The organism is Bacillus cereus (genome assembly GCF_002567495.1).
GTDB lineage: Bacteria > Bacillota > Bacilli > Bacillales > Bacillaceae_G > Bacillus_A > Bacillus_A cereus_AQ.
This window is the reverse complement of sequence record NZ_NVAP01000040.1, coordinates 44,766-66,266: the sequence shown is the minus strand read 5'-3', so window position 1 is coordinate 66,266 and position 21,501 is coordinate 44,766. Positions and strand designations below refer to the sequence as shown.

The window sequence follows — 21,501 nt, the reverse complement described above, 5'->3', positions numbered from 1 at the left end:
TGCCATTATATATAAAGTGAAGCTTTAATCAGCCCTCATCAATCGGGCTTTTACGGGCAGTCCGATCCCCACCTAACTTCTTTGCTTTCGCTGAATTTTGAAGTGGGGGTCTTATTGTCCGCAAATAGCGGGATAAACCTCCTACATAGCCTCTGACGCCTGTAATAAGCCTTAAGATAGAAAATCCCTATTAATAGTGAGATAAAAATAAGAAATGCCCTCTGTTAAGAGGGCATTTTCTCTTAGCTTTGCAACGATATCAACCAAAGCGACCTGTAATATAATCTTCTGTACGCTTATCTGAAGGCGTCGTAAATAATTTGTTTGTATCTGTATACTCCACAACTTCCCCGCTTAAGAAGAAAGCAGTTTTGTCTGAAATACGCGCTGCTTGTTGCATATTATGCGTTACGATAACAATACTAAAGTCTTTCTTTAACTCTTGAATTAATTCTTCTACTTTTAATGTTGAAATTGGATCTAGTGCCGACGTTGGCTCATCCATTAAAATAACGTCTGGTTCAATAGCTAAGCAACGTGCGATGCATAGACGCTGTTGCTGTCCACCAGATAAACCGTATGCATTATCGTGCAAGCGATCTTTTAACTCATCCCAAATCGCTGCTCCACGTAAACTTTTTTCAACAATTTCATCTAATGTCTTTTTGTCACGAATACCATGGATTTTTGGACCGTATGCTACATTCTCATAAATAGATTTTGGAAATGGATTTGGCTTTTGGAACACCATTCCTACGTGCGTTCGTAATTCTTCAACTGGATATGATTTATCAAATATATTGCGTTCTCTATATTCAATTACACCTGTAGTTCGAACGATCGGTACTAACTCTACCATGCGATTTAACGTTTTTAAGTACGTTGATTTACCACAACCACTTGGACCGATAATTGCTGTAACTTCATTCTCATGAATACTTAAATTAATATCTTTTAAAGCATGGTCTTCCCCGTACCATAAGTTTAAGTTTTTCGTATCAAATACTACTTTCTTTGGCGCAGTCTCGATTTTCTCTTCGTTTTTCACCTGTACATTTACTACTGTTGCTACCATTTGAATTCCCCTTTCATCCACTTCCAACTTATTTTCGATTTCGTAACCATAAAACAAATATATTGATAAATAGCAACAAACCTAACAAAACCATCATCCCTGCTGCTGCTACATACTGAAATTCTTCTTGTGGCCTACTCATCCAATTAAAAATTTGAATTGGCAAAACTGTAAATCTATCAAACATACTAAATGGAACATAATTCGCAAACGCAAGTGCCCCGATAACTAATAGTGGTGCTGCTTCTCCAATTGCTCTTGATATCGCTAACGTACAGCCTGTTATAATCCCCGGGAAAGCATATGGCAATACAATTTGATACATCGTTTGCCACTTCGTAGCACCTAATCCGTAAGAAGCCTCTAATAATGCAATTGGTACAGATCGAATTGCTTCTTGACTCGCCACAACAACTGTTGGTAAGACGAGTAAACTCATCGTTAGTGCTGCTGCAACTATACTCTCGCCTAAATGAAGAGCATATACAAAAATAGTTAAACCAAGTAATCCAAATACGACGGATGGTACTCCTGCTAACGTTTGATTATTAATCTCTACTATTTTTTTAAATAGAGACTTCTTCGCATATTGCTCTAAATAAAGGGCTGTTCCAACGCCAAATATAAAAGAGACGGGTATAACAATACTCATAAATAATATTGTCCCTGACAAAGCTGCAGCAATACCAGCTTCTTCCGGATTACGTGAAGCGAAATTTGTAAAGAAATCTATTGAAAGATAACTTATACCTTTTTCAACAATTTGAAACAGTAACACAAACAAAATTACGATTGAAAATACAATTGCTATATAAAATAACAATTTGTAAATTCGATCTTTTAAAAAGCGTGATGCCATATTTTTTTGTATTTTTTTATGATTCAACATTCGCATATTATGTCATCCTCCTAAAACGGCGCATAATAGACTGCGAAATGATGTTCATAATAAAGGTAAACAAAAATAACGTCGCACCTACAGCATACATGCTGTAATACGTAATCGTTCCATGCGGAGCATCACCTAAACTCACTTGCACAATATAGGCTGTTAACGTTTGAATAGAATGTGTCGGATCAAGCGATACATTTGGTGTGGATCCTGCTGCAATTACAACGATCATCGTTTCACCAATTGCACGAGAAGCCGCTAATATAATTGCTGCCATAATCCCTGTAAAAGCGGATGGAAACACCACTTGTTTTACCATCTCAAACCGCGTCGCTCCGAGTGCTAACGAAGCTTCTTTCGTCCCTTTCGCCACCGCTCTCATCGCATCTTCAGATAGAGATGCAACTGTAGGCATCATCATAAATCCGATAACGATTCCTGGACTAATCGCATTAAAAAACTGTAAATCTGGTATAATCCTTTGTAAAAACGGTGTAACAACTGTTAATGCAAAAAAACCATATACAATTGTCGGGATACCTGCTAATAGCTCTAACATCGGCTTTAATATTTTTCTTGCACTATTTGAAGCATATTCGCTTAAAAATACGGCACACGCTAAACCGATAGGAATTGCTACAAACATAGCGATTGCTGTTACAAGGAACGTTCCACATATAAGTGGTAATATACCAAATTTAGGATCTTCAAAAAATGGTAACCATTCTTTCTCCGTCAAAAAGGAGTATAATGATATTTTTTGAAAAAACATGATTGTTTCATTAGAAAGCGTAAAAACAATTCCAAGTGTCGTCACAATAGAAACGCTAGCAATTATTTTTAGTAACAAAGGAACTATTCGATTGATTCGCTGCGTTTTTTTTCTTTGTTTTGTATTTCTTTCAATCAAATGTTGTACAGAAAATGTAATTTGACTTTTGTCATTATGAGCCAAAGATGAAAACCCCTTTCCACCCTGACATTACCTTTTTATTTCTGTTAACATACGCAGCTGTTCATTGTATTTTTCTTTTCGTAATTTTACATACCCGACCTCTTCAGCGAGGTTACCAACATGTTGAATCATAAACTCAACATAGTTTGCTACATTCATTTTATTTCGGATAGATGCATTGTTCACATAAATAAGTAGCGGCCTAGATAACGGCTTATACTTACCTGATTGAATGGTCTCTTTCGTCGGAAATACACCATTCACTTTTATTGCTTTCACCTTATCTCGATTAGCCATATAATAAGCATATCCTACAAAAGCAATGGCATGTTTATCATTCATTACCCCTTGCATAATAACTTGATCATCTTCAGACAAAGAGACTTTTTTTACAATGCGATGATTTTGTAAGATGACATTTTGAAAATAATCATACGTACCAGAGTCTACGCCCGGTGCATAAAACTTCACTTGTTCACGTGGCCATGTTGAATGAATTTGTGACCATCGCTTCTCTCTTCCATCTTCACTCCACAATAGACGTAACTCGTCTACTGACATATCGTCTACCCATGTATTGTGCCGATTCACAACAATCGTAAGACCGTCGTTAGCAACCTCAAAAGGTGTGAACTGAATAGAGTTTTTCTTCATCTCATTTTTCTCGACTTGTTTCATTACTCTCGAAGCATTATTTATATCTACTTCTCCTTTACTGAAACGATTAAATCCTCCTCCAGTTCCAGAAACACTGATGGAAATTTTCACGTCTGGATGCACCTTTGTATATTCCTCCGCTACTGCTTCTATAATAGGAAAAACCGTTGAGGATCCATCAACTCTCACTTCTCCTGTATCATTTAAAGCAAATGCAGTAGACATTTCAAAACAGAGGAACCATATCGACAATACGAAAATTTTAATCGGTGTACGCATCCATTTCACGTGTTCTTCCTCCTAGAAGTAACCGGAGATAACAGGATTACAGATATAAGAATACTGCTAAACTATTAATTCGGTTTTAATTGTTTGTAAAAGTTTTGTAAAGTTCCACAAAAATCAACATACGATAAAATTTTAATCAGTAGTAGCTATTCATTTGCTCTGATGCTTTTCCTATAAAACCGTTATCCCCTATCCCATCATATACAAGTAGCTTTGATACAGCCGCGTGTTTTTCAATGTTGTATACTTGTCCACATTTATTACACGATATGCATAAACCATAAAAAAAAGCACACTATCTTTTCAGATAGTGTGCTTTTCTACAACTTTTTTATTCATCATCTTGATCTTTATTTTTATTTTTATTGTCTTTGTCATCTTTTGGAGCTTCACCATTTACTTCTTGGTTTTTCAAATCAAAGTAAGCGTCCATAATTTCACGACCAATATATCCATTAATACCAGTCTTATCATCATGTACCCATGGAACGACAACAGAGAATGCTACTTCAGGATCTTCAAGTGGCGCATAACCTACTAATGTTAAGTTATATGTTTCTTTACGCTCACCGTTTGCCTTTCTACCAATCTCTTGATCTCCGCCATACACAGTTTGAGCTGTACCAGTTTTCCCAGCAGCTTTATATTTTGCACCTGCAAAGTATTTTGTAGCTGTACCACCTGAATCGTTATACACTTGTCTAAATCCTTCTTGAATACGTTTAATTTGCGATTCTGGCATATCAACACGATTTAATACTTTCGGTTCCATAGATTGAACAACTTTCCCAACTTCATCTGGTTTCACTGCCGGTTGACGAATTTCTTTTACAACTTGTGGTTGCATACGATATCCGCCATTGGCAATCGTCGAAATATATTGCGCTAATTGAAGCGGTGTATACGCATCATACTGTCCGATTGATAAATCTAATAAGAAACCTGGTTTCTTTTCTTTACCTATTTGGCCAGCAGTTTCATTTGGCAAATCAATTCCTGTTTTCACACCAAGTCCAAACTGACCAAAATAGTAACGCATCGTATCAAATGCTTTTTGAGGTATATCTAACGTACCGCCTCTTACATATGGAACACCAGCGATATTCATCGCTGTTTTAAACATATAAACGTTAGAAGACATTTTTAACGCTGTAAGGTCATTAATATATCCCATCGTTTTCCAAGACGACTTCGTAGGTGTACCTTTTAATTTAATTGGTTCATCTAATTGTACCGCCCCTGGTTGAATCGCACCAGTTTGATATCCAGTAAGCAATGTTGCACCTTTTACAGTTGAACCCATCGGATAAGTACTTGTCATCGTACCTAATGCAAAGTCATTTACTTTCGTTTGACCCTCTTCGTTAACTAATTGTTTCCCCGCCATAGATAAAACTTCACCATTTTTCGGATTCATCATTACAACGAATGCGCGATCTAAAAGAGGTTCGCTTCCTTTAAATCTCATTAAATTCTTCGCAATAATATCTTCCACACGCTTTTGTAATTCCATATCAATTGTTAAGTTCAGGTCATTACCACTTTGCCCTTTTGCCACATTAATCGTTTCTAAAATATTACCGTTTTTATCTGTAAGATTTTTCACTTCCGCTTTCGTACCGTGCAGGCTATCTTCATACTGCTGCTCCAGATAACTTTTTCCTACTCGGTCATTTCGATTATAATCACGAACAAGATAGTAATCTAGTCTTTCTCTCGGTAAGCCTTCATCAGATGTCGACACCCCACCAAGTACACTTCGGAATAAATCATCATACGTATATTTTCGATCCCAATCAACATTCGTATCTATACCTGGTAATGTTGCTAGGTTCTCACTAATAATCGCATATTCTTTTTCTGTAGCATCCTTTTTAATAACTTGAGGTGTCATTGCATATCCGCCATCCATCTTACTCTTAATTGCTAGTATTTCTAAATCTTTTGCAGATAATTGATTAACCTCTTCTTCTGTTACACGACTTCGTTGACGCTCGTCTAATTCTTTATCATCAATTTTTTTATCTTTAAACTCTTGACGATCTTTATTCGTAATTTTTTCTTTAGCTTCCTCTTTATGCATAGCAATCCAATAATCTTTTTTATCTCGATCTGTTAATTTATCTGTCGGTACTTCAATCAAATCTGCTAGCTTTTTCGCTGTTTCTAAGCGATCCTCTGCAGTTGACCCTTTCATTTTTGTAAATGTAATGGTACGAACAGCTGCATTATCTACTACAGGTCGCCCATAACGGTCAAATATTTTCCCACGCGGTACAGGATTACTTATCGTCGAGTTCTCTTTCTTCTCTACTTCATTCTTATATTCTTCACCGCGAACAATTTGTACATATCCGAGCTTTACAATAATCGCGGAGAACATTAAGAACACGCAGAAAAACAACACGTTTAACCGAAAAGGAACGTGGGTCTTTTTCTTATTTTGCTTTTGCTTCTGCTTCTTGCTCATACAAACCCCCTCTGCCAACAGCTATGTAATGTGAAAGGGACACCTTCATACAGGTGTCCTCACTGCTGTCTTACATCTTTTTCTATTCTAGCATAAAACAAACGAGAAGTTAACCTTCTGGTTCAGTTTGATTCTGCGTAGTTCCTTGCGTTACAACACTTGTTTTACCCGCATTTCCCTCATCATATTTGACATTTTTAACTGCAAAATAAATAAGAAAATGTCCAGCACCTAAAATACATAATAAGTAAGGTAAACTTTTTTCAGGTGGAAAGAATAGTACAGCACATAAAAAACTTAGAATGGAACAGATTCTTCCGGCATTTAACCATAACTCCCGGACAACGACATATTCCACACGCCATTCTCTCGCATTTTTCGCTCTACCAATTACGTCATATGTCATTGACCCGTACGGAACAAGTAAAATAGGATATGCAATCGCAATACATGCCGCATAAATAAGTAATTTCGTGTATGTAACATTGAAAATAACTAAAAAGACGACAGCATATAAAATAATGCCCCCAAGTAAAATCGCTTTTTTTCGCCACTCTTTCTTTAACATGCGAGCGACTAAGTAATAACATACAAAGGATACAGCAGAGTTCACTAAACTATATTTCCCTAATGCGAACTCACTATTAGTTGCTAAATACACATACACTGAAATGACAAAAATAAACGTTCCTTCTCTCAATCCTTGGAAAAAATGAGCTCGTGTAATCTTTCCCCAATTTTTATCAACCCTTCGTTCTTTCAATACTTGCACAATTTCATAACGCCCTTCACATTCTCTTTTAGATAAAAAGAAGCTTAAGACGACAGCAATTGCAAATAACACTAATGAAAGAAAGAATATAACAGTATAACCACTCCATTTCTCCATACGTGAAATTGTGTATCCTGCTGCTATTGGTCCGATCATCCCAGAGAAAGATGTAAGAAGTCCAAGAAACCCATTAAAGAAATCTCTTGTTTCTGGTTCTGTAATTTCAAATGTCAATAAGTTAAAAGCCAACCAGTAAAAACCGTATCCTACTCCTAAAAGAGCCCCCATTAATAAAATATACTGGGAAGCACTTTTTCCAGCCACTAAAACAACGATAAAAAAAATTGCGAGCGTTCCTACTCCTATTCGTAATAAAATCGAACGGTCGATACGTTTCGCTAATTTCCCACCTACAAGAAATGTGAGAGGCTGTAATACAACGCTGGCCAAATTATACAATCCAAGATTCACATAATTTTGTGTTTGTTTCCATAAATAAATATTTACAAACGTATTCGATAAAGAAATTGCGAGCGTGTATAAACCTCCTATAAGGAGCAATAACACTAAATCCCGATTCACTTCAACGTCACCAATTATATGTTTCCACTTCATACACAACTCTCCTTTACTTCATGTTCTAGTCTTCCAAAGACAAGCCCAATTATGTAAAAGGAAAGCATAGAAAAAAGCTAGGGGCTCTCCCCTAGCTTTTTCTATATTTATTATTTATTACGATTATTTTGCTTCTTGGTAACGTTTTTCAGCAGCGTTCCAATCTACAACGTTCCAGAATGCGCCGATGTAGTCTGGACGACGGTTTTGGTAATTTAAGTAGTAAGCATGCTCCCAAACATCTAAACCGACAACTGGAGTTTTACCTTCAGTTAAAGGTGAATCTTGGTTTGGAGTGCTTGTTACTTCTAACTCACCATTGTTTACTACTAACCAAGCCCAACCAGAACCGAAGCGAGTTGCGCCAGCTTTTGCGAATTCTTCTTTGAATGCATCGAAGCTACCGAATTTCGCTTCAATTGCAGTTGCAAGGTCACCTACAGGTTGTCCCCCACCGTTTGGAGATAAGATTGTCCAGAAGAATGTATGGTTAGCATGTCCGCCACCATTGTTACGTACTGCTGTACGGATTGCTTCTGGTACTTCGTTTAAGTTTGCAACTAATTCTTCTACGCTTTTGTCAGCTAATTCTGCATGACCTTCTAAAGCAGCGTTTAAGTTTGTGATGTACGTGTTGTGATGTTTTGTATGATGGATATTCATTGTTTCTTTGTCAAAGTGAGGCTCTAAAGCATCATACGCATAAGGTAAATTTGGTAATTCGTGTTTTGCCATTGTTATATTCCTCCCAGTTTATGTATTGCCACTTAAGTGACATACAACTTCATTCTACCCTAATTGCCATAGGGTGCAAACAAATAAATCACATTGTCTTGCTATCATTAAAGTAGCAAAATTCCCACTTCTTTTCAATTAAAATGCTCATATATTCCGTAAAAAAAGCTTCCTTCTACAAGGAAGCTTCCTGCTGACATAATAAACATGCGAAATGGATATGGACCCTGTAGGACTCGAACCTACGACCGGACGGTTATGAGCCGTCTGCTCTAACCAGCTGAGCTAAGGGTCCACAATTATGTATGTAACAACATATCAAATAAAGGAATTCCTATCGGATATACCCTTTAAGAAATGTAAGATAAATTTACCATATAGAAAAGAAAAGTGTCAATTGTATTTTTCTTATTTAAAAGAAGAAAGTTAATAAAAAGAAATTTAGTTATCTCCACTATATGTAAATATAATATATCTTGAGATTCTCTAGATTCCTACGTTACAATGATTTTATACATACATAAAGGAAGTGAATCTATGTCCATATTTACCCAATTTGTAAAAAGCATATACTCGCCTAAAGATATGGCGCTATTCCGTTTTCAAAAAATCGGTAAAACCATTTTGTATATTATGCTACTTTGTTTAATTACTACTATTCCAAGAACTTTTCTATACGGTAGCTTTTTCCAAGATGGCGTAAACATGGTAAATCAAGTCATTGACAAAGATTTACCTGATTTTAAAATTGAAAATGGCGAACTAAAAGCTGATATTGATCAACCTATCGAAAAAGAAGAGGGAAATGCTCTTTTCGTATTTGATCCAAATTCAACAGAATTAGAAAAATATCAAAATAAAACAGGTTTATTTGTTTTAAAAGATAAAATCGTCTCTACGGGAAATGGTCAAACTCAAACATATTCCTATAACGACTTATTAGGTGCATCTCTTGAGAAAAAAGATTTGCAAGACTTCATTTCTTTATTCGATAACATTTACCCAATTTTACTATTTGTCATCGGATTTTTAGTGTACCTATTCCAACTATTTATCACTTTTGTAGGAGTGACTTTACTTGCCTTCATCGGTTCTGCCATGAGCGGTCAACGTAAATTATCCTATAAACAAGTTTGGACACTAACTGCGTACAGCTACACAATCCCAACAATCTTCTTTATGATTATGGATGCATGTAAGATTGTCGTACCTGGATCAACATTCATTTATATCGCAGTTGTTTTAATCGTTCTGTACTTAACGATTAAAGAAGTTCCAAAACCAAAAGAAAAATAAGAACGAAAAAAATGCCTAAATAGGCATTTTTTTTTTGGACAAGCATATATTCCTAGCAAAGGAGTGAAGAATATGAAAAGATTAGGTATATTCCTATTCGTGCTTGTTCTCGGTTATATATTCTATTACGACATAAAAATCGGTACTTTACCGATGTTAAGTTCATATAAAAAAACAACTGCTGCTCAAACGATTAAAAAAGAAAACACTGACAACCAACAAAATAAAGAAAACAAAACAGAAAAAGAAACGGATACATCTTATAAAACAATTGAAGTAAAAACTGGCGAGACAGTTCTTTCTATTACAGAACAAATTAACAAGAAAAAAATTCCTTCTATAGAAAAAGTAATTGACGACTTTAAACAATTAAACAAAAGTACATCTGCTACAAAAATACAAATTGGAAAGTCTTATAAATTCCCGTTATATCAATAAGCCATCACTTAATCCTTGTCAATTACATAAAGGCGCTGATACAATAGTAAAAGTGAAACCGAGCACTTCGGTTTCTATAGCCCTATATCACGTATACTATTATTGATATGAGGGACTAAATAAGAAACTTCTTTTATAAGGAGAGCGATCTATTCGTGAATGAAATGACTCATCGTACAAAAACACGTCCAGTTAAAGTCGGTAATTTAACAATCGGCGGTAATAATGAATTAATTATACAAAGTATGACAACAACAAAAACACATGATGTTGAAGCAACAGTTGCTGAAATCAAGCGTTTAGAAGAAGCTGGCTGTCAAGTCGTCCGTGTTGCCGTTCCAGATGAACGCGCAGCAGATGCTATTGCTGATATAAAAAAACAAATCAACATTCCACTTGTTGCTGATATTCATTTTGATTATCGCCTTGCTTTAAAAGCAATTGAAGGTGGCATCGATAAAGTACGTATCAATCCAGGTAATATTGGTCGTCGCCATAAAGTAGAAGCTGTTGTAAATGCAGCAAAAGAGCGCGGTATTCCAATCCGTATCGGTGTAAACGCTGGTTCATTAGAGCGTCACATTTTAGAAAAGTACGGGTACCCAACTGCAGATGGTATGGTTGAAAGCGCGCTACATCATATTAAAATTTTAGAGGACTTAGATTTCCACGATATTATCGTATCTATGAAAGCCTCTGATGTTAACTTAGCAATCGAAGCATACGAGAAAGCTGCTCGTGCTTTTGATTATCCATTACATTTAGGTATCACAGAATCTGGAACATTGTTTGCCGGAACTGTAAAAAGTGCCGCTGGTCTTGGAGCAATCTTAAATAAAGGCATCGGAAATACACTACGTATTTCATTAAGTGCTGATCCAGTTGAAGAAGTAAAAGTTGCTCGTGAGCTATTAAAATCCTTCGGTCTTGCGTCTAACGCAGCAACACTTATCTCTTGTCCAACTTGCGGTCGTATTGAAATTGATTTAATTAGCATCGCTAACGAAGTGGAAGAATACATCTCTACACTTCAAGTACCAATTAAAGTTGCAGTACTTGGTTGCGCTGTAAATGGTCCTGGTGAAGCTCGTGAAGCTGATATCGGTATTGCCGGTGCACGTGGAGAGGGATTATTATTCCGTAAAGGGCAAGTCGTTCGTAAAGTACCAGAAGAAACAATGGTAGAAGAACTGAAAAAAGAAATAGACGTAATCGCTGCTGAAATGGCTGCTGAACGAGAAAAAGAAAAAGAGACACAAGAACAATAAAAAAAAGGTTGCCACAATATTTGTGAGCAACCTTTTTTTCTACGTAAAAAAGCTCGTCAGTTATGTAACCGACGAGCTTTTACTTTGCACATTTTGGACAACGACCATATATTTCAAACTTATGACCCGTTACTTCATAACCGGTAAAATCTTTATTCATAAAATCCATTGGGCAGGAAGTAATCTCTTTCGTCCCCCCACAATCCAAACAAATAAAATGATGATGATGTTCCATAATAGAACAAGTAAAACGAAAATGTTTTTCACCATTTAATTCCGTTTGTTCTAAAACACCAATCTCAGCAAAAACTGTTAAATTACGATAAATCGTATCAAAACTAAGCCCTGGATAATCATCCTTCATATGCTCTAAAACGTCTTTCGCAGTTAAATAACGATTATGAGCTGCAAATAATCTGAGCATCTCTTCTCTTTTGCCAGTATGTTTGTATCCTTTTTCTTTCATTAGGCGTAAAGCTTCTGTTAGATTCATACCTATCCCTACTTTATGCAGTTTTTTTCTTCTTCCATAAAATCGCACCGATTAAAATAAGAACTGCTATCATAACAATTGTACCACCTGGTGCTAGATCAAGTTGATACGAAGCAAACATTCCACCAATTACTGCAATTTCACCAAATAAAATGGAAAAGAAAATTGTTTGTTTAAATCCTTTAGCAATACGAATACTTGCTGCAACTGGTAACGTCATTAATGATGATACGAGAAGAACCCCTACTACACGCATTGATACTGCAATGACAAGAGCAACTAATATAATGAAAATAAAGTGAATCCATTTCGCTCTTAAACCAGTTGATACTGCGTATTCCTCATCAAATGATAGTAGAAACAGCTCTTTATATAATAAAATAATTGTCGCAACAACAACAATTGCTACAATCCCAATAATAATTAAATCCGTACTTGTTACAGCACTGACACTACCAAATAAATAACTAAATAAGTCTGTGTTAAATCCATTTGCAAGTGAAATGAAAATAACTCCAACTCCCATCCCTGCCGAAAGGATAATCGGAATTGCTAATTCTTGATAGTGCTTATATACAGTTCTTAACTTTTCGATTAATAGCGCTCCACCAATTGAAAAAAACATCCCCATATATAAGGGGTTTAAAAATCCACCTGTAAAAATGGTTTTTTCAAGTAATAAACTTGCTGCAATACCTGATAACGTCACGTGACTTAATGCATCCGCAATAAGAGATAAACGACGAATAACAACAAACACACCTATTAGCGGTGCAACAAGTCCAATTAAAATACCTGCGTATAAAGAATTACGTAAAAAGTCATATTGTAAAAAATCTTGTATCATTATATCCTCCCGTGATGCTCATGCTCGTGTTCTAAACGATGAACATGATGCCCATATAAGACGGACATTTCTGCATCTTCTAACTCTCGGAACTTCTCTACATTTCCATGGAAATGTAGATGTTGGTTTAGACATGCAACATGTGTTACTTTTTCGGTAACAGCTCCCATATCATGAGTAACAAGAATTAATGTGATCCCGAGCCTTTTGTTTAAATCCTCTAATATTTCGTAAAAACTTTCCACATTTTTTACATCGATTCCAACAGTAGGCTCGTCTAAAATAAGCAATTCAGGATCACTAACGAGCGCACGAGCAATAAATACACGCTGTTGCTGTCCACCAGAAAGCTCTCCAATATTACGACCTTGAAACTCACTCATCCCTACATCAGCAATTGCTTTTTCTACCTTTTTCTTATCCTCTTTTGTGAAAAAGCGAAAAAGCCCTTTTTTCGATACAAGTCCCATTGACACAACTTCAGAAACAGTTGCTGGAAAACCAGAATTGAAACTGTTTGCCTTTTGAGATACATAACCAACTTTGTTCCATTCTTTAAACTTCTTACTATCAACACCAAACACACGAATGCTTCCTTCTTTTGGCTTTAAAACGCCTAATAAACATTTAAGTAAAGTTGATTTACCTGAACCATTCGGTCCCACTAAACCTAAAAAAGCTCCCTTCGGAACTTGCAAATTAATATTTTCTAACACATTCCGATCTTCATATCGGAATGTTAACCCTTCAATCTCTAATATATTATTCATAGCATCTCACCTATTTTAATTCAGAATGATTCCGATTTATATCTATTTGAATTATAGTACAGCTTATTATAGTTGTAAACCAATCTGCCTAAAATATATCTTTTTTTTCAAGAAACCTTACTATTATAACAAAAAGCAGAGAAAAATTCTCTGCTTTCGAAAAATATCCCTATAAACTTTTAGTGAATAGCCGATTTAAACTTACCACCATTTGTCTCTTGCGTGCTCATAATCGTAACAAACGCATTTTCATCAATTTCATGCACAATTGACTTTAATTTCGTCACTTCCAGACGCGTTACAACTGCATAAATAACTTCTTTTTCTTTATCCGTGTAACCACCTTTTGCTACAAGCTTTGTAGTTCCACGGCCGAGACGATGCAAAATTGCATTTGATACTTCCTCATATTGATCAGATACAATTAAAACTGCTTTCGTTTCATCTAGCCCTTGAATTACTGTATCGATCGTTTTAAATGCAATATAGTACGCCATAACAGAATACATAGCTTGTTCCACACCAAACACAAATGCTGCCCAGGCAAAGATAAATAAGTTCACAAACATTACAAATTCGCCAACAGAGAAAGGTAATTTCTTCGTTAATAAAATACCCATAATTTCTGTTCCATCCATTGATCCACCATGACGAATAACGAGCCCTACACCAAGACCTAAAATAAGACCGCCAAACACTGTCGCTAAAATGGGCTCTGTTGTAAATGGTGGCACCGCATGCAACGTTGACTCAATGAATGCTAACGCTACAATACCAAATGCCGAAGATAACATAAATGTTTTTCCAATTTGCTTATAACCCGAATACATAAATGGAATATTGAGAACAACGACTAAAGTAGAAAAACTTAACCACCAAATATTAGGAGTAAGATAATCTAATATAAGAGAAATACCAATAATTCCACCATCAATAATTTTATTTGGCATTAAAAACAGTTCAATCGCTACCGCCGCGCATGCTGCTCCAAAAATAATCATAACTAAACGATAAATGAGATGAATAACACTTTCTTTTCGATGTTGCTTTTGCTCCATAAGTCCTCCCTTTACTCTTTTTCTGTAGTTTTGTCCTTATATTATAACATACGCTTCTTTTCCTCATGAAAAAAGAAACTCTATACGAATATGTACAAGCTATATGCTCATATATTTCGATAGAAGAACGCGTGAAGGAGGATAACAAGATGAACCTCATTAAACAAATTGTTAATAAAAAATTAAATCATATTTCTACAAAAGAGTTATTAAAATATAGCAAAGAATATGAAGTTTCTATTACGACTGCACAAGCTGATCAAATTGTTTTACTTATGAAAGGTAAGAATATTAATATTTACGATAACAACGAGCGACTAGAGCTATTAAAACAGATCGCAAAAGTAACCTCCCCTGCCACTGCCCAACAAGTAAATACATTATTTCAGCAATTACTAAAATAAGGAGGGGAAATCCCCTCCTTATTGCGCTTTAATTTTTTCAAGAAGTCCTTCATCAAAAGTACCGTTTTTCAGCATTTCGATTTCCAATTTGTATGGTGGCTTCTTATCTTTTTTATCTTCACCTACATACGGTGTTTCAAGAATTTTTGGTACATGCATTAACTGTGGATGATGTACAATGTGATGCAATGCTTTATACCCAATGTGACCAAATCCGATGTTTTCATGACGGTCTTTTCCTGCTCCGCGTACATTTTTACTATCATTAATATGAAGTACTTGCAAACGATCTATACCAACAATCTTATCAAATTCGTTTAATACGCCGTCAAAGTCATTTACAATATCATATCCTGCATCGTGCGTATGACACGTATCAAAGCATACAGATAGCTTTTCATTATATTTTACACCATCAATAATCTTTGCAATTTCTTCAAAGCTACGACCGCATTCTGTTCCTTTTCCTGCCATCGTCTCTAACGCAATGTTAACCGTCTGTTCTGGCGTTAGTACTTCATTAAGCCCTTTAATAATTTGTTGAATACCAGCATCTGCTCCAGCGCCAACGTGCGCGCCTGGGTGAAGAACAATTTGTTTCGCTACACCTAACGCCGATGTTCTTTCAATTTCCATACGAAGGAAGTCTACACCTAATTGGAATGTTTCCGGCTTCGTCGTATTCCCAACATTAATAATATACGGTGCATGGACGATAATGTCCTCAATTCCGTTCAGCTCCATATGTTTTCTTCCTGCTTCTATATTCAATTCTTCAATTGGTTTTCTTCGTGTATTTTGCGGTGCACCTGTATAAATCATAAACGTTGTTGCACCGTATGAAGCAGCCTCTTCACTTGCTGCTAATAACATTTTCTTACCACTCATGGAAACATGAGATCCAATCTTTAACATACAATCACCTCTTCAATATACAATAGATATAATGATAGCATAATTTGTAGAAATATGTAGTGAATTGTTTGTTCACAAAAGACGCACTACACAAATTTATATGACTATTTAAACAGACTATACTCTTCATTTAAATTAGCTGGATTAAGTGAAACTTTAATCAATACTTTTCTATCCATATTGATTACGCCTCTCACAAATAGCGGGATAAAAAAAAGATAAGGAGAATCCCTTATCTTTTTTTATTGCTATATTTTTTCTTCACTTTGTCACGTTCTGTTGCAAGTTTACGTTTATAGTTTGGTTTTACTTTTTTCGGCTTTTTAATAACTTTCGTTGCCATAACATCAAGTTCGTCATTTGGTTTTTTACGGCTCTTACGACGACGACGCTCACCTAAATCCGCCCACTCATCTCCGCGTAAATCTACATGTTTAAACTCGATATGACGTTGTTTTTCTAAGCTATCTAACGCTTCTTCGTTTGCTGGATCATAAATTGTCACTGCAATACCAGAATGACCCGCACGTGCTGTTCTGCCAACGCGGTGAACGAAGAAATCTAAATCTGATGGAAGCTCATAGTTAATAACATGGCTAATTCCTTCAATATCAATACCACGTGCTGCTAAATCAGTCGCAACAATGTATTGGAATTCAAGGTCACGAATTTGTTTCATCATTTTTTTACGATCACGTGGTGATAAATCCCCGTGAATTCGTCCAACTTTTAAGCCGCGTTCCATTAATCCATCAGCAACTTGGTCTGCCATCTTTTTCGTATTCGTGAACACAACTGCTAAATACGGTTTAAATTGAAGTAGCATTTTATTCACTAAATCAATTTTGTTACGATGTTTAGAAGGCACTAAATAGTGTTCAATGTTTCCAGCTGCAACTTGTTTTGGGTTGATATGAATATGCTCTGGATTCTCCATATATTTCTTCAGAAACGGTTTTAGTTTTTGAGGAATTGTTGCAGAGAAAACTAGCATTTGCAAGTTTCTAGGCATGCGTGCTGCAATTTTATCTACATCATGAATGAATCCCATATCAAGCATTAAGTCTGCTTCATCGACAATAATCGTATTTGCTTTATGAACAAATAATGCTTGTTCTTCTACTAAGTCTTTAATACGTCCTGGTGTCCCAACTACGATATGAGGTTGTTTTTTCAATTTTTCAATTGAACGTTGTTTATCAGTTCCACCAATTAAACAACGCGCTGTAATCATTTGATCTTCCGCACAGAACTTTGTTAATTTCACAATCTCTTCGTAAATTTGTTGTGCTAACTCACGAGTAGGCGCTGTAATAACAAGTTGTACTTCTTCACGGCTTGCATTAATTCTGTTTAATGTAGGAAGTAAGTATGCATGTGTTTTCCCAGAACCTGTTTGGGATTGTCCAATTACACTTACACCTTTTTTCACGACCGGGAAAATTTTCTGCTGAATTCCTGTCGGCTCTGTAAAGCGTAGTTCACGAACTGCATCTATTAAAAATGGTTTAAAATCATACTGTGTAAAAGTTTGTTGTGTCATAAGTTACACCTTCTTTCTAAAATTTCTACTGCGCGCACAAATCAGTCAAGTCTACATTATATCGAAATCTACAAGTAAAATCCATCTTTAGTTTAGGTTTTCATTTCAAAAACTAACCTTCTTCCCTTTTATTGCATATTGTATGTGTATATACCTAACTGAAGAAAGGAGGATTTCTCACATGTTTCCGAAATCCCCTATAAGGCAAATGTATCCGAATCAAGGACAACAACCTTATACACCATATCCCATTCCACAACTACCACCAATGGCGCAAAAAAAGAAAGGTTTTCTTGCTAAGCTTTTTAAAAAACACGATCCAACCGAGCCTTTTATGCAAATGGTTCCGCCTTATCGACAAATGGAAGGGCCACCGATGATGCATCAGCAACCACCGCCGCCGCAATATCAACAGCAATACCAGCAACATCCGCAATACCAACCATACATGCAGCAACATATGCAACAAATGATACCGCCTCAAATGTATGAATCAAATGAAACGCGCGGGGGCGCAGCAACTACAGCTGCAGTGACATCAAGCAGTGGCATCGGCAGTTTTTTTTCGAACTTAATTTCGAATCCAACTAATATGATAAATAATATCGAAAAAGTATCCCAAGTCGTTCAATCTGTCGGTCCTGTTGTCGAGCAGTACGGTCCTATTATGCGTAGTTTACCAAGCATTGTTAAAATCCTCACCTCCGGAAAAAGTACGGAAGAAAATCAAACGGAAGATGTTACAGAGCCAGTCAAGGTAGAAAGTCCACCTCCTGCGCCTCAAAAAAAGAAACGAAAACGAAAGAAAATAGTGATTGAACCTGTAATAGAAAAAGAGTTACCGAAAGAACCAGTTCAACAAACAGCAACAAAACCAAAACTATATGTGTAACAATCCTTTGTTTTCTATCCACTCCTCCTTTATAATGTAAAAGACTATGCACAAAAGTATCCCTTGTTTAGAAGGAGAGGATTACTCATATGAAAATTGTTAAAATTTCCCCTCGTGGTTATTGCTACGGTGTTGTCGATGCAATGGTAATTGCACGTAACGCTGCATTAGATAAATCATTGCCGAGACCCATTTATATTTTAGGTATGATTGTTCACAATAAACATGTTACAGACGCTTTTGAAGAAGATGGAATCATTACGTTAGACGGTCCAAGTCGATTAGAAATTTTAGATAAAATTAATTCTGGTACTGTTATTTTCACTGCACACGGTGTTTCTCCAGAAGTTAAACAACGTGCAAAAGAAAAAGGTTTAACAACAATCGACGCCACTTGTCCAGATGTTACCAAGACTCACGACCTTATCGAAGCTAAGAAAGCTGAAGGGTATCATGTCATTTATATTGGTAAAAAAAATCATCCAGAGCCAGAAGGCGCAGTTGGTATTGCACCTGACATCGTGCACCTTATCGAAAGAGCTGATGATTTAAAAACATTAGAAATACCAACAGATAAAATTTTAGTTACGAATCAAACAACGATGAGTCAATGGGATGTTCAACATTTAATGGAGGACATTCAAAAAAAATTCCCAACAGCAGAATTCCATAAAGAAATTTGTTTAGCTACTCAAGTTCGCCAAGAAGCTGTCGCTAAACAAGCTGATGTTGCGGACTTAACAATTGTTGTTGGTGATCCGAAAAGTAACAATTCAAATCGCTTAGCACAAGTATCACAAGAAATCGCTGGTACAAAAGCATATCGAGTTGCTGATGTAAGCGAAATTCAATTAGAGTGGCTACAAGGTATAGAAAACGTAGCTGTCACAGCAGGTGCTTCTACCCCAACGCCGATTACAAAAGAGGTCATCGCGTTCTTAGAGCAATATGACCCAATGAATCCAGCGACGTGGGAAAGAGTTCGAAAAGTACCACTTCAAAAGATATTACCTCGCGTAAAGGTAAAAAAAGAACAATAATAAAAGCCGTTGCCCTAATTGAGCAACGGTTTTTTCTTATACAAATGTGAATGGATCTGTATGTAACTGCGAAGCATGAATTTGAACATTGAATTTCTTTGCATCCACTTTTTCTTGCAGTTGCTTTTGTACGCCTTGTTTCATTACTTTTTCAACATTATGTCCTGGGTCAACTATATTTAAACCGAGCATCATCGCATCATGAGCAACATGATAATACATATCACCAGTTACATATACATCTGCTCCTTTAAATTTCGCTTGGTTTATATATTTATTACCGTCTCCACCAAGTACAGCTACTTTACGCACTGTATCATCTAACTTACCGACAACTCTTGCGCCCTTCACGTCTAATGATTGTTTCACATGTTCTGCAAATTGACCAAGTGTCATTTCTTCTTGTAAGTATCCTATTTTTCCTAGACCTAACGTGTCACCTTTATTATCAAGCGGATACACATCGTATGCTACTTCTTCATATGGGTGCGCCGTTAACATTGCTTTAATCACTTTTCGCTGTAGTGAAGCTGGAATAATCGTTTCAATTCGTACTTCTTCCACGCGCTCTAACTGTCCAGTTTCTCCGATATAAGGGTTTGTTCCCTCTTGGGGTATGAAAGTACCTACCCCTGCACTACCGAACGTACAGTGGCTATAATTGCCGATGTAGCCTGCACCTGCATCTCCAAGAACTTTACGTACTTCCTCCGCATGCGTTTCAGGCACAAATACAACAATCTTTTTCATTTCTTCTGCATATGTCGGTGCTAGAACTTCTGTATTTTGCAATCCTAACGCCTCAGCAAGTAAATCATTCACTCCACCTTTAGCAATATCTACATTTGTATGAGCTGCATAAACAGCAATATCATTTTTAATACACATTTCAATAATTCTTCCGTACGCCTTATCTGTATGAATCGCTTTTAACGGATTAAAAATTAAAGGATGATGCGCAATAATGACATTTGCCCCTAATTGAATTGCTTCTTCCACAACTTCCTCCGTTACATCTAAAGCAATCAATACGTGCTGCACGGGTTGATTAAGCGCTCCGATCTGCAAACCAATCTTATCGCCTTCCATCGCCAAATGCTTCGGATACATACTTTCAAATAAAGAAATAATTTCATGACCATTTGGAATTTTACTCATGATAAAATCTCCCCTATCATTTTCATTTTCGCTTCTATTTCTGCACGTTTCGCTTTTGTTTCTTCAGAATCAGCCGCACGTTCTAACTGTTTTAAAATATTTTGGAAGTTTTTTAATTCCCCTTCCCATTTTTCAACAAAGGCTTCACTTTTCTCTTTTATTAGAAATGATCCCATAAACAATTCCGCTTGTTTATTTTCCGAGTAAGGCGCTTCGACATTTCCTCGCTCCCCTACTAAAATCTCGTAAATTTTTCCATCTTCTTTTACGATTTTTTCATGGATAAGCTCCCAGCCATTTTCAACAAACCATTCACGAATATGATGTGCTGCAATATTCGGCTGTAAAATTAAACGTGTTACACCTTCTAATTTTTCTTTACCACTTTCTAAAATGTCACGAATTAACGCTCCACCCATACCAGCAATTGTAATAACGTCTACTTCTCCTGGCGCGATAACAGCTAATCCATTCCCTTTACGAACATCTACTTTATCTTGCAAACCACTTTCAGCTACAGTTGCCTGCGCAGAACGAAATGGCCCCTCTACAACTTCTCCTGCAACTGCTTTTGTAGCAATATTATTTATAATTGTATAACACGGTAAATACGCATGATCCGATCCAATATCAGCTACTGTAGACCCTACTGGAATCTCGCGCACAACTTCTTCTAATCGTTTTGAAAGCTTTACTTCATTCATGTATTTCCATTACTCCTTCTCTTGTCAGTCTGTCTCCATGATAATGAATTTATAGTAGTTGTTGCAAGCCCATAACAACAATTCAATTCTCTATTACTCATCCTATTTTAGAACACATAGAAAAACAAGCCCTTTGCAAAAGCAAAAGACTTGTTATACAGAGCTTTATCCCGTAACTTGCGAACAATTCTGCTAGAACATAGAAGTTAGGTAGGA

At 36.3% G+C, this 21,501-nt stretch carries 21 protein-coding genes and 1 tRNA gene; 6 read left to right on the top strand and 16 right to left on the bottom strand.

From position 1 onward, the window contains the following. Positions 1–259: 259 nt before the first annotated feature. The 8 genes from pstB to COK05_RS18955 form a co-directional block, all read right to left on the bottom strand. Complete coding sequence (pstB, locus tag COK05_RS18990) at positions 260–1,075, bottom strand: phosphate ABC transporter ATP-binding protein (RefSeq protein WP_000226681.1); 816 nt, start codon at positions 1,073–1,075, stop codon at positions 260–262. 28 nt (positions 1,076–1,103) lie between these two features. Then, positions 1,104–1,970 carry a phosphate ABC transporter permease PstA gene (gene pstA, locus COK05_RS18985; protein ID WP_098613831.1) on the bottom strand — a complete coding sequence of 289 codons (867 nt, stop codon included), beginning with the start codon at positions 1,968–1,970 and terminating at the stop codon, positions 1,104–1,106. Position 1,971: 1 nt separating this feature from the next. After that, on the bottom strand, positions 1,972–2,922 hold the full coding sequence (gene pstC, locus COK05_RS18980) for a phosphate ABC transporter permease subunit PstC (protein WP_098613830.1): 951 nt from the start codon (positions 2,920–2,922) through the stop codon (positions 1,972–1,974). A 27-nt stretch (positions 2,923–2,949) separates the two neighbouring features. Beyond that, positions 2,950–3,867 (bottom strand): PstS family phosphate ABC transporter substrate-binding protein, encoded by a 918-nt coding sequence (locus tag COK05_RS18975; protein WP_098613829.1) that lies wholly within the window; start codon positions 3,865–3,867, stop codon positions 2,950–2,952. A 331-nt stretch (positions 3,868–4,198) separates the two neighbouring features. Beyond that, positions 4,199–6,337: a peptidoglycan D,D-transpeptidase FtsI family protein gene (locus tag COK05_RS18970; protein WP_098613828.1), complete on the bottom strand. Its 2,139-nt coding sequence runs from the start codon at positions 6,335–6,337 to the stop codon at positions 4,199–4,201. Positions 6,338–6,446: 109 nt separating this feature from the next. Beyond that, positions 6,447–7,724, bottom strand: a complete 1,278-nt coding sequence (locus tag COK05_RS18965) for an MFS transporter (protein ID WP_098613827.1) — start codon at positions 7,722–7,724, stop codon at positions 6,447–6,449. A 123-nt stretch (positions 7,725–7,847) separates the two neighbouring features. Further along, complete coding sequence (gene sodA, locus COK05_RS18960; RefSeq protein WP_098613826.1) at positions 7,848–8,459, bottom strand: superoxide dismutase [Mn]; 612 nt, start codon at positions 8,457–8,459, stop codon at positions 7,848–7,850. A gap of 221 nt (positions 8,460–8,680) precedes the next feature. Continuing rightward, a tRNA-Ile gene (locus COK05_RS18955) sits at positions 8,681–8,754 on the bottom strand. Between the two features lie 242 nt (positions 8,755–8,996). Between COK05_RS18955 and yqgB the strand changes: the two genes are divergently transcribed. The 3 genes from yqgB (at position 8,997) to ispG (ending at position 11,461) form a co-directional block, all read left to right on the top strand. Then, entirely contained in the window at positions 8,997–9,755 is a 759-nt protein-coding gene (gene yqgB / locus COK05_RS18950; RefSeq protein WP_098613825.1) for a protein YqgB, read from the top strand. Between the two features lie 72 nt (positions 9,756–9,827). Then, positions 9,828–10,193: a protein YqfZ gene (gene yqfZ, locus COK05_RS18945; protein WP_098613824.1), complete on the top strand. Its 366-nt coding sequence runs from the start codon at positions 9,828–9,830 to the stop codon at positions 10,191–10,193. A 164-nt stretch (positions 10,194–10,357) separates the two neighbouring features. Continuing rightward, complete coding sequence (ispG, locus tag COK05_RS18940; RefSeq protein WP_153577907.1) at positions 10,358–11,461, top strand: flavodoxin-dependent (E)-4-hydroxy-3-methylbut-2-enyl-diphosphate synthase; 1,104 nt, start codon at positions 10,358–10,360, stop codon at positions 11,459–11,461. Between the two features lie 79 nt (positions 11,462–11,540). Here ispG and COK05_RS18935 read toward each other — a convergent pair whose 3' ends face one another. From COK05_RS18935 to COK05_RS18920, 4 genes are all read right to left on the bottom strand, one after another. Beyond that, the gene (locus tag COK05_RS18935) at positions 11,541–11,954 is read right to left on the bottom strand and encodes a Fur family transcriptional regulator (protein WP_001054516.1); all 414 of its coding nucleotides are present in this window, start codon (positions 11,952–11,954) and stop codon (positions 11,541–11,543) included. Between the two features lie 13 nt (positions 11,955–11,967). Further along, complete coding sequence (locus COK05_RS18930) at positions 11,968–12,801, bottom strand: metal ABC transporter permease (protein ID WP_023523063.1); 834 nt, start codon at positions 12,799–12,801, stop codon at positions 11,968–11,970. Next, positions 12,801–13,571 (bottom strand): metal ABC transporter ATP-binding protein, encoded by a 771-nt coding sequence (locus COK05_RS18925; RefSeq protein ID WP_001059662.1) that lies wholly within the window; start codon positions 13,569–13,571, stop codon positions 12,801–12,803. The genes COK05_RS18930 and COK05_RS18925 overlap by 1 nt, the downstream gene beginning before the upstream one ends. 179 nt (positions 13,572–13,750) lie before the next feature. Continuing rightward, positions 13,751–14,629 (bottom strand): YitT family protein, encoded by an 879-nt coding sequence (locus tag COK05_RS18920; protein ID WP_098613823.1) that lies wholly within the window; start codon positions 14,627–14,629, stop codon positions 13,751–13,753. A gap of 149 nt (positions 14,630–14,778) precedes the next feature. Between COK05_RS18920 and COK05_RS18915 the strand changes: the two genes are divergently transcribed. Further along, positions 14,779–15,033 carry a DUF2624 domain-containing protein gene (locus tag COK05_RS18915; RefSeq protein WP_001048958.1) on the top strand — a complete coding sequence of 85 codons (255 nt, stop codon included), beginning with the start codon at positions 14,779–14,781 and terminating at the stop codon, positions 15,031–15,033. An 18-nt stretch (positions 15,034–15,051) separates the two neighbouring features. Here the strand turns inward: COK05_RS18915 and COK05_RS18910 are convergent, their stop codons facing one another. Both COK05_RS18910 and COK05_RS18905 read right to left on the bottom strand, forming a co-directional pair. Next, on the bottom strand, positions 15,052–15,948 hold the full coding sequence (locus COK05_RS18910; RefSeq protein WP_098613822.1) for a deoxyribonuclease IV: 897 nt from the start codon (positions 15,946–15,948) through the stop codon (positions 15,052–15,054). A gap of 232 nt (positions 15,949–16,180) precedes the next feature. Next, positions 16,181–17,491, bottom strand: coding sequence for a DEAD/DEAH box helicase (locus COK05_RS18905; protein WP_098613821.1), 1,311 nt, complete (start codon positions 17,489–17,491; stop codon positions 16,181–16,183). 181 nt (positions 17,492–17,672) lie between these two features. On the opposite strand from COK05_RS18905, the gene vrrA reads away from it, so the two are divergent. Together vrrA and COK05_RS18895 are read left to right on the top strand one after the other, a co-directional pair. Then, positions 17,673–18,383: a VrrA/YqfQ family protein gene (gene vrrA / locus COK05_RS18900; RefSeq protein ID WP_098613820.1), complete on the top strand. Its 711-nt coding sequence runs from the start codon at positions 17,673–17,675 to the stop codon at positions 18,381–18,383. Between the two features lie 89 nt (positions 18,384–18,472). Further along, entirely contained in the window at positions 18,473–19,423 is a 951-nt protein-coding gene (locus COK05_RS18895; protein ID WP_098613819.1) for a 4-hydroxy-3-methylbut-2-enyl diphosphate reductase, read from the top strand. 36 nt (positions 19,424–19,459) lie between these two features. Here the strand turns inward: COK05_RS18895 and COK05_RS18890 are convergent, their stop codons facing one another. Both COK05_RS18890 and COK05_RS18885 read right to left on the bottom strand, forming a co-directional pair. Further along, the gene (locus COK05_RS18890; RefSeq protein WP_098613818.1) at positions 19,460–20,581 is read right to left on the bottom strand and encodes a Nif3-like dinuclear metal center hexameric protein; all 1,122 of its coding nucleotides are present in this window, start codon (positions 20,579–20,581) and stop codon (positions 19,460–19,462) included. Then, positions 20,578–21,285, bottom strand: coding sequence for a tRNA (adenine(22)-N(1))-methyltransferase (locus tag COK05_RS18885; RefSeq protein ID WP_098613817.1), 708 nt, complete (start codon positions 21,283–21,285; stop codon positions 20,578–20,580). The genes COK05_RS18890 and COK05_RS18885 overlap by 4 nt, the downstream gene beginning before the upstream one ends. Positions 21,286–21,501: the final 216 nt, after the last annotated feature.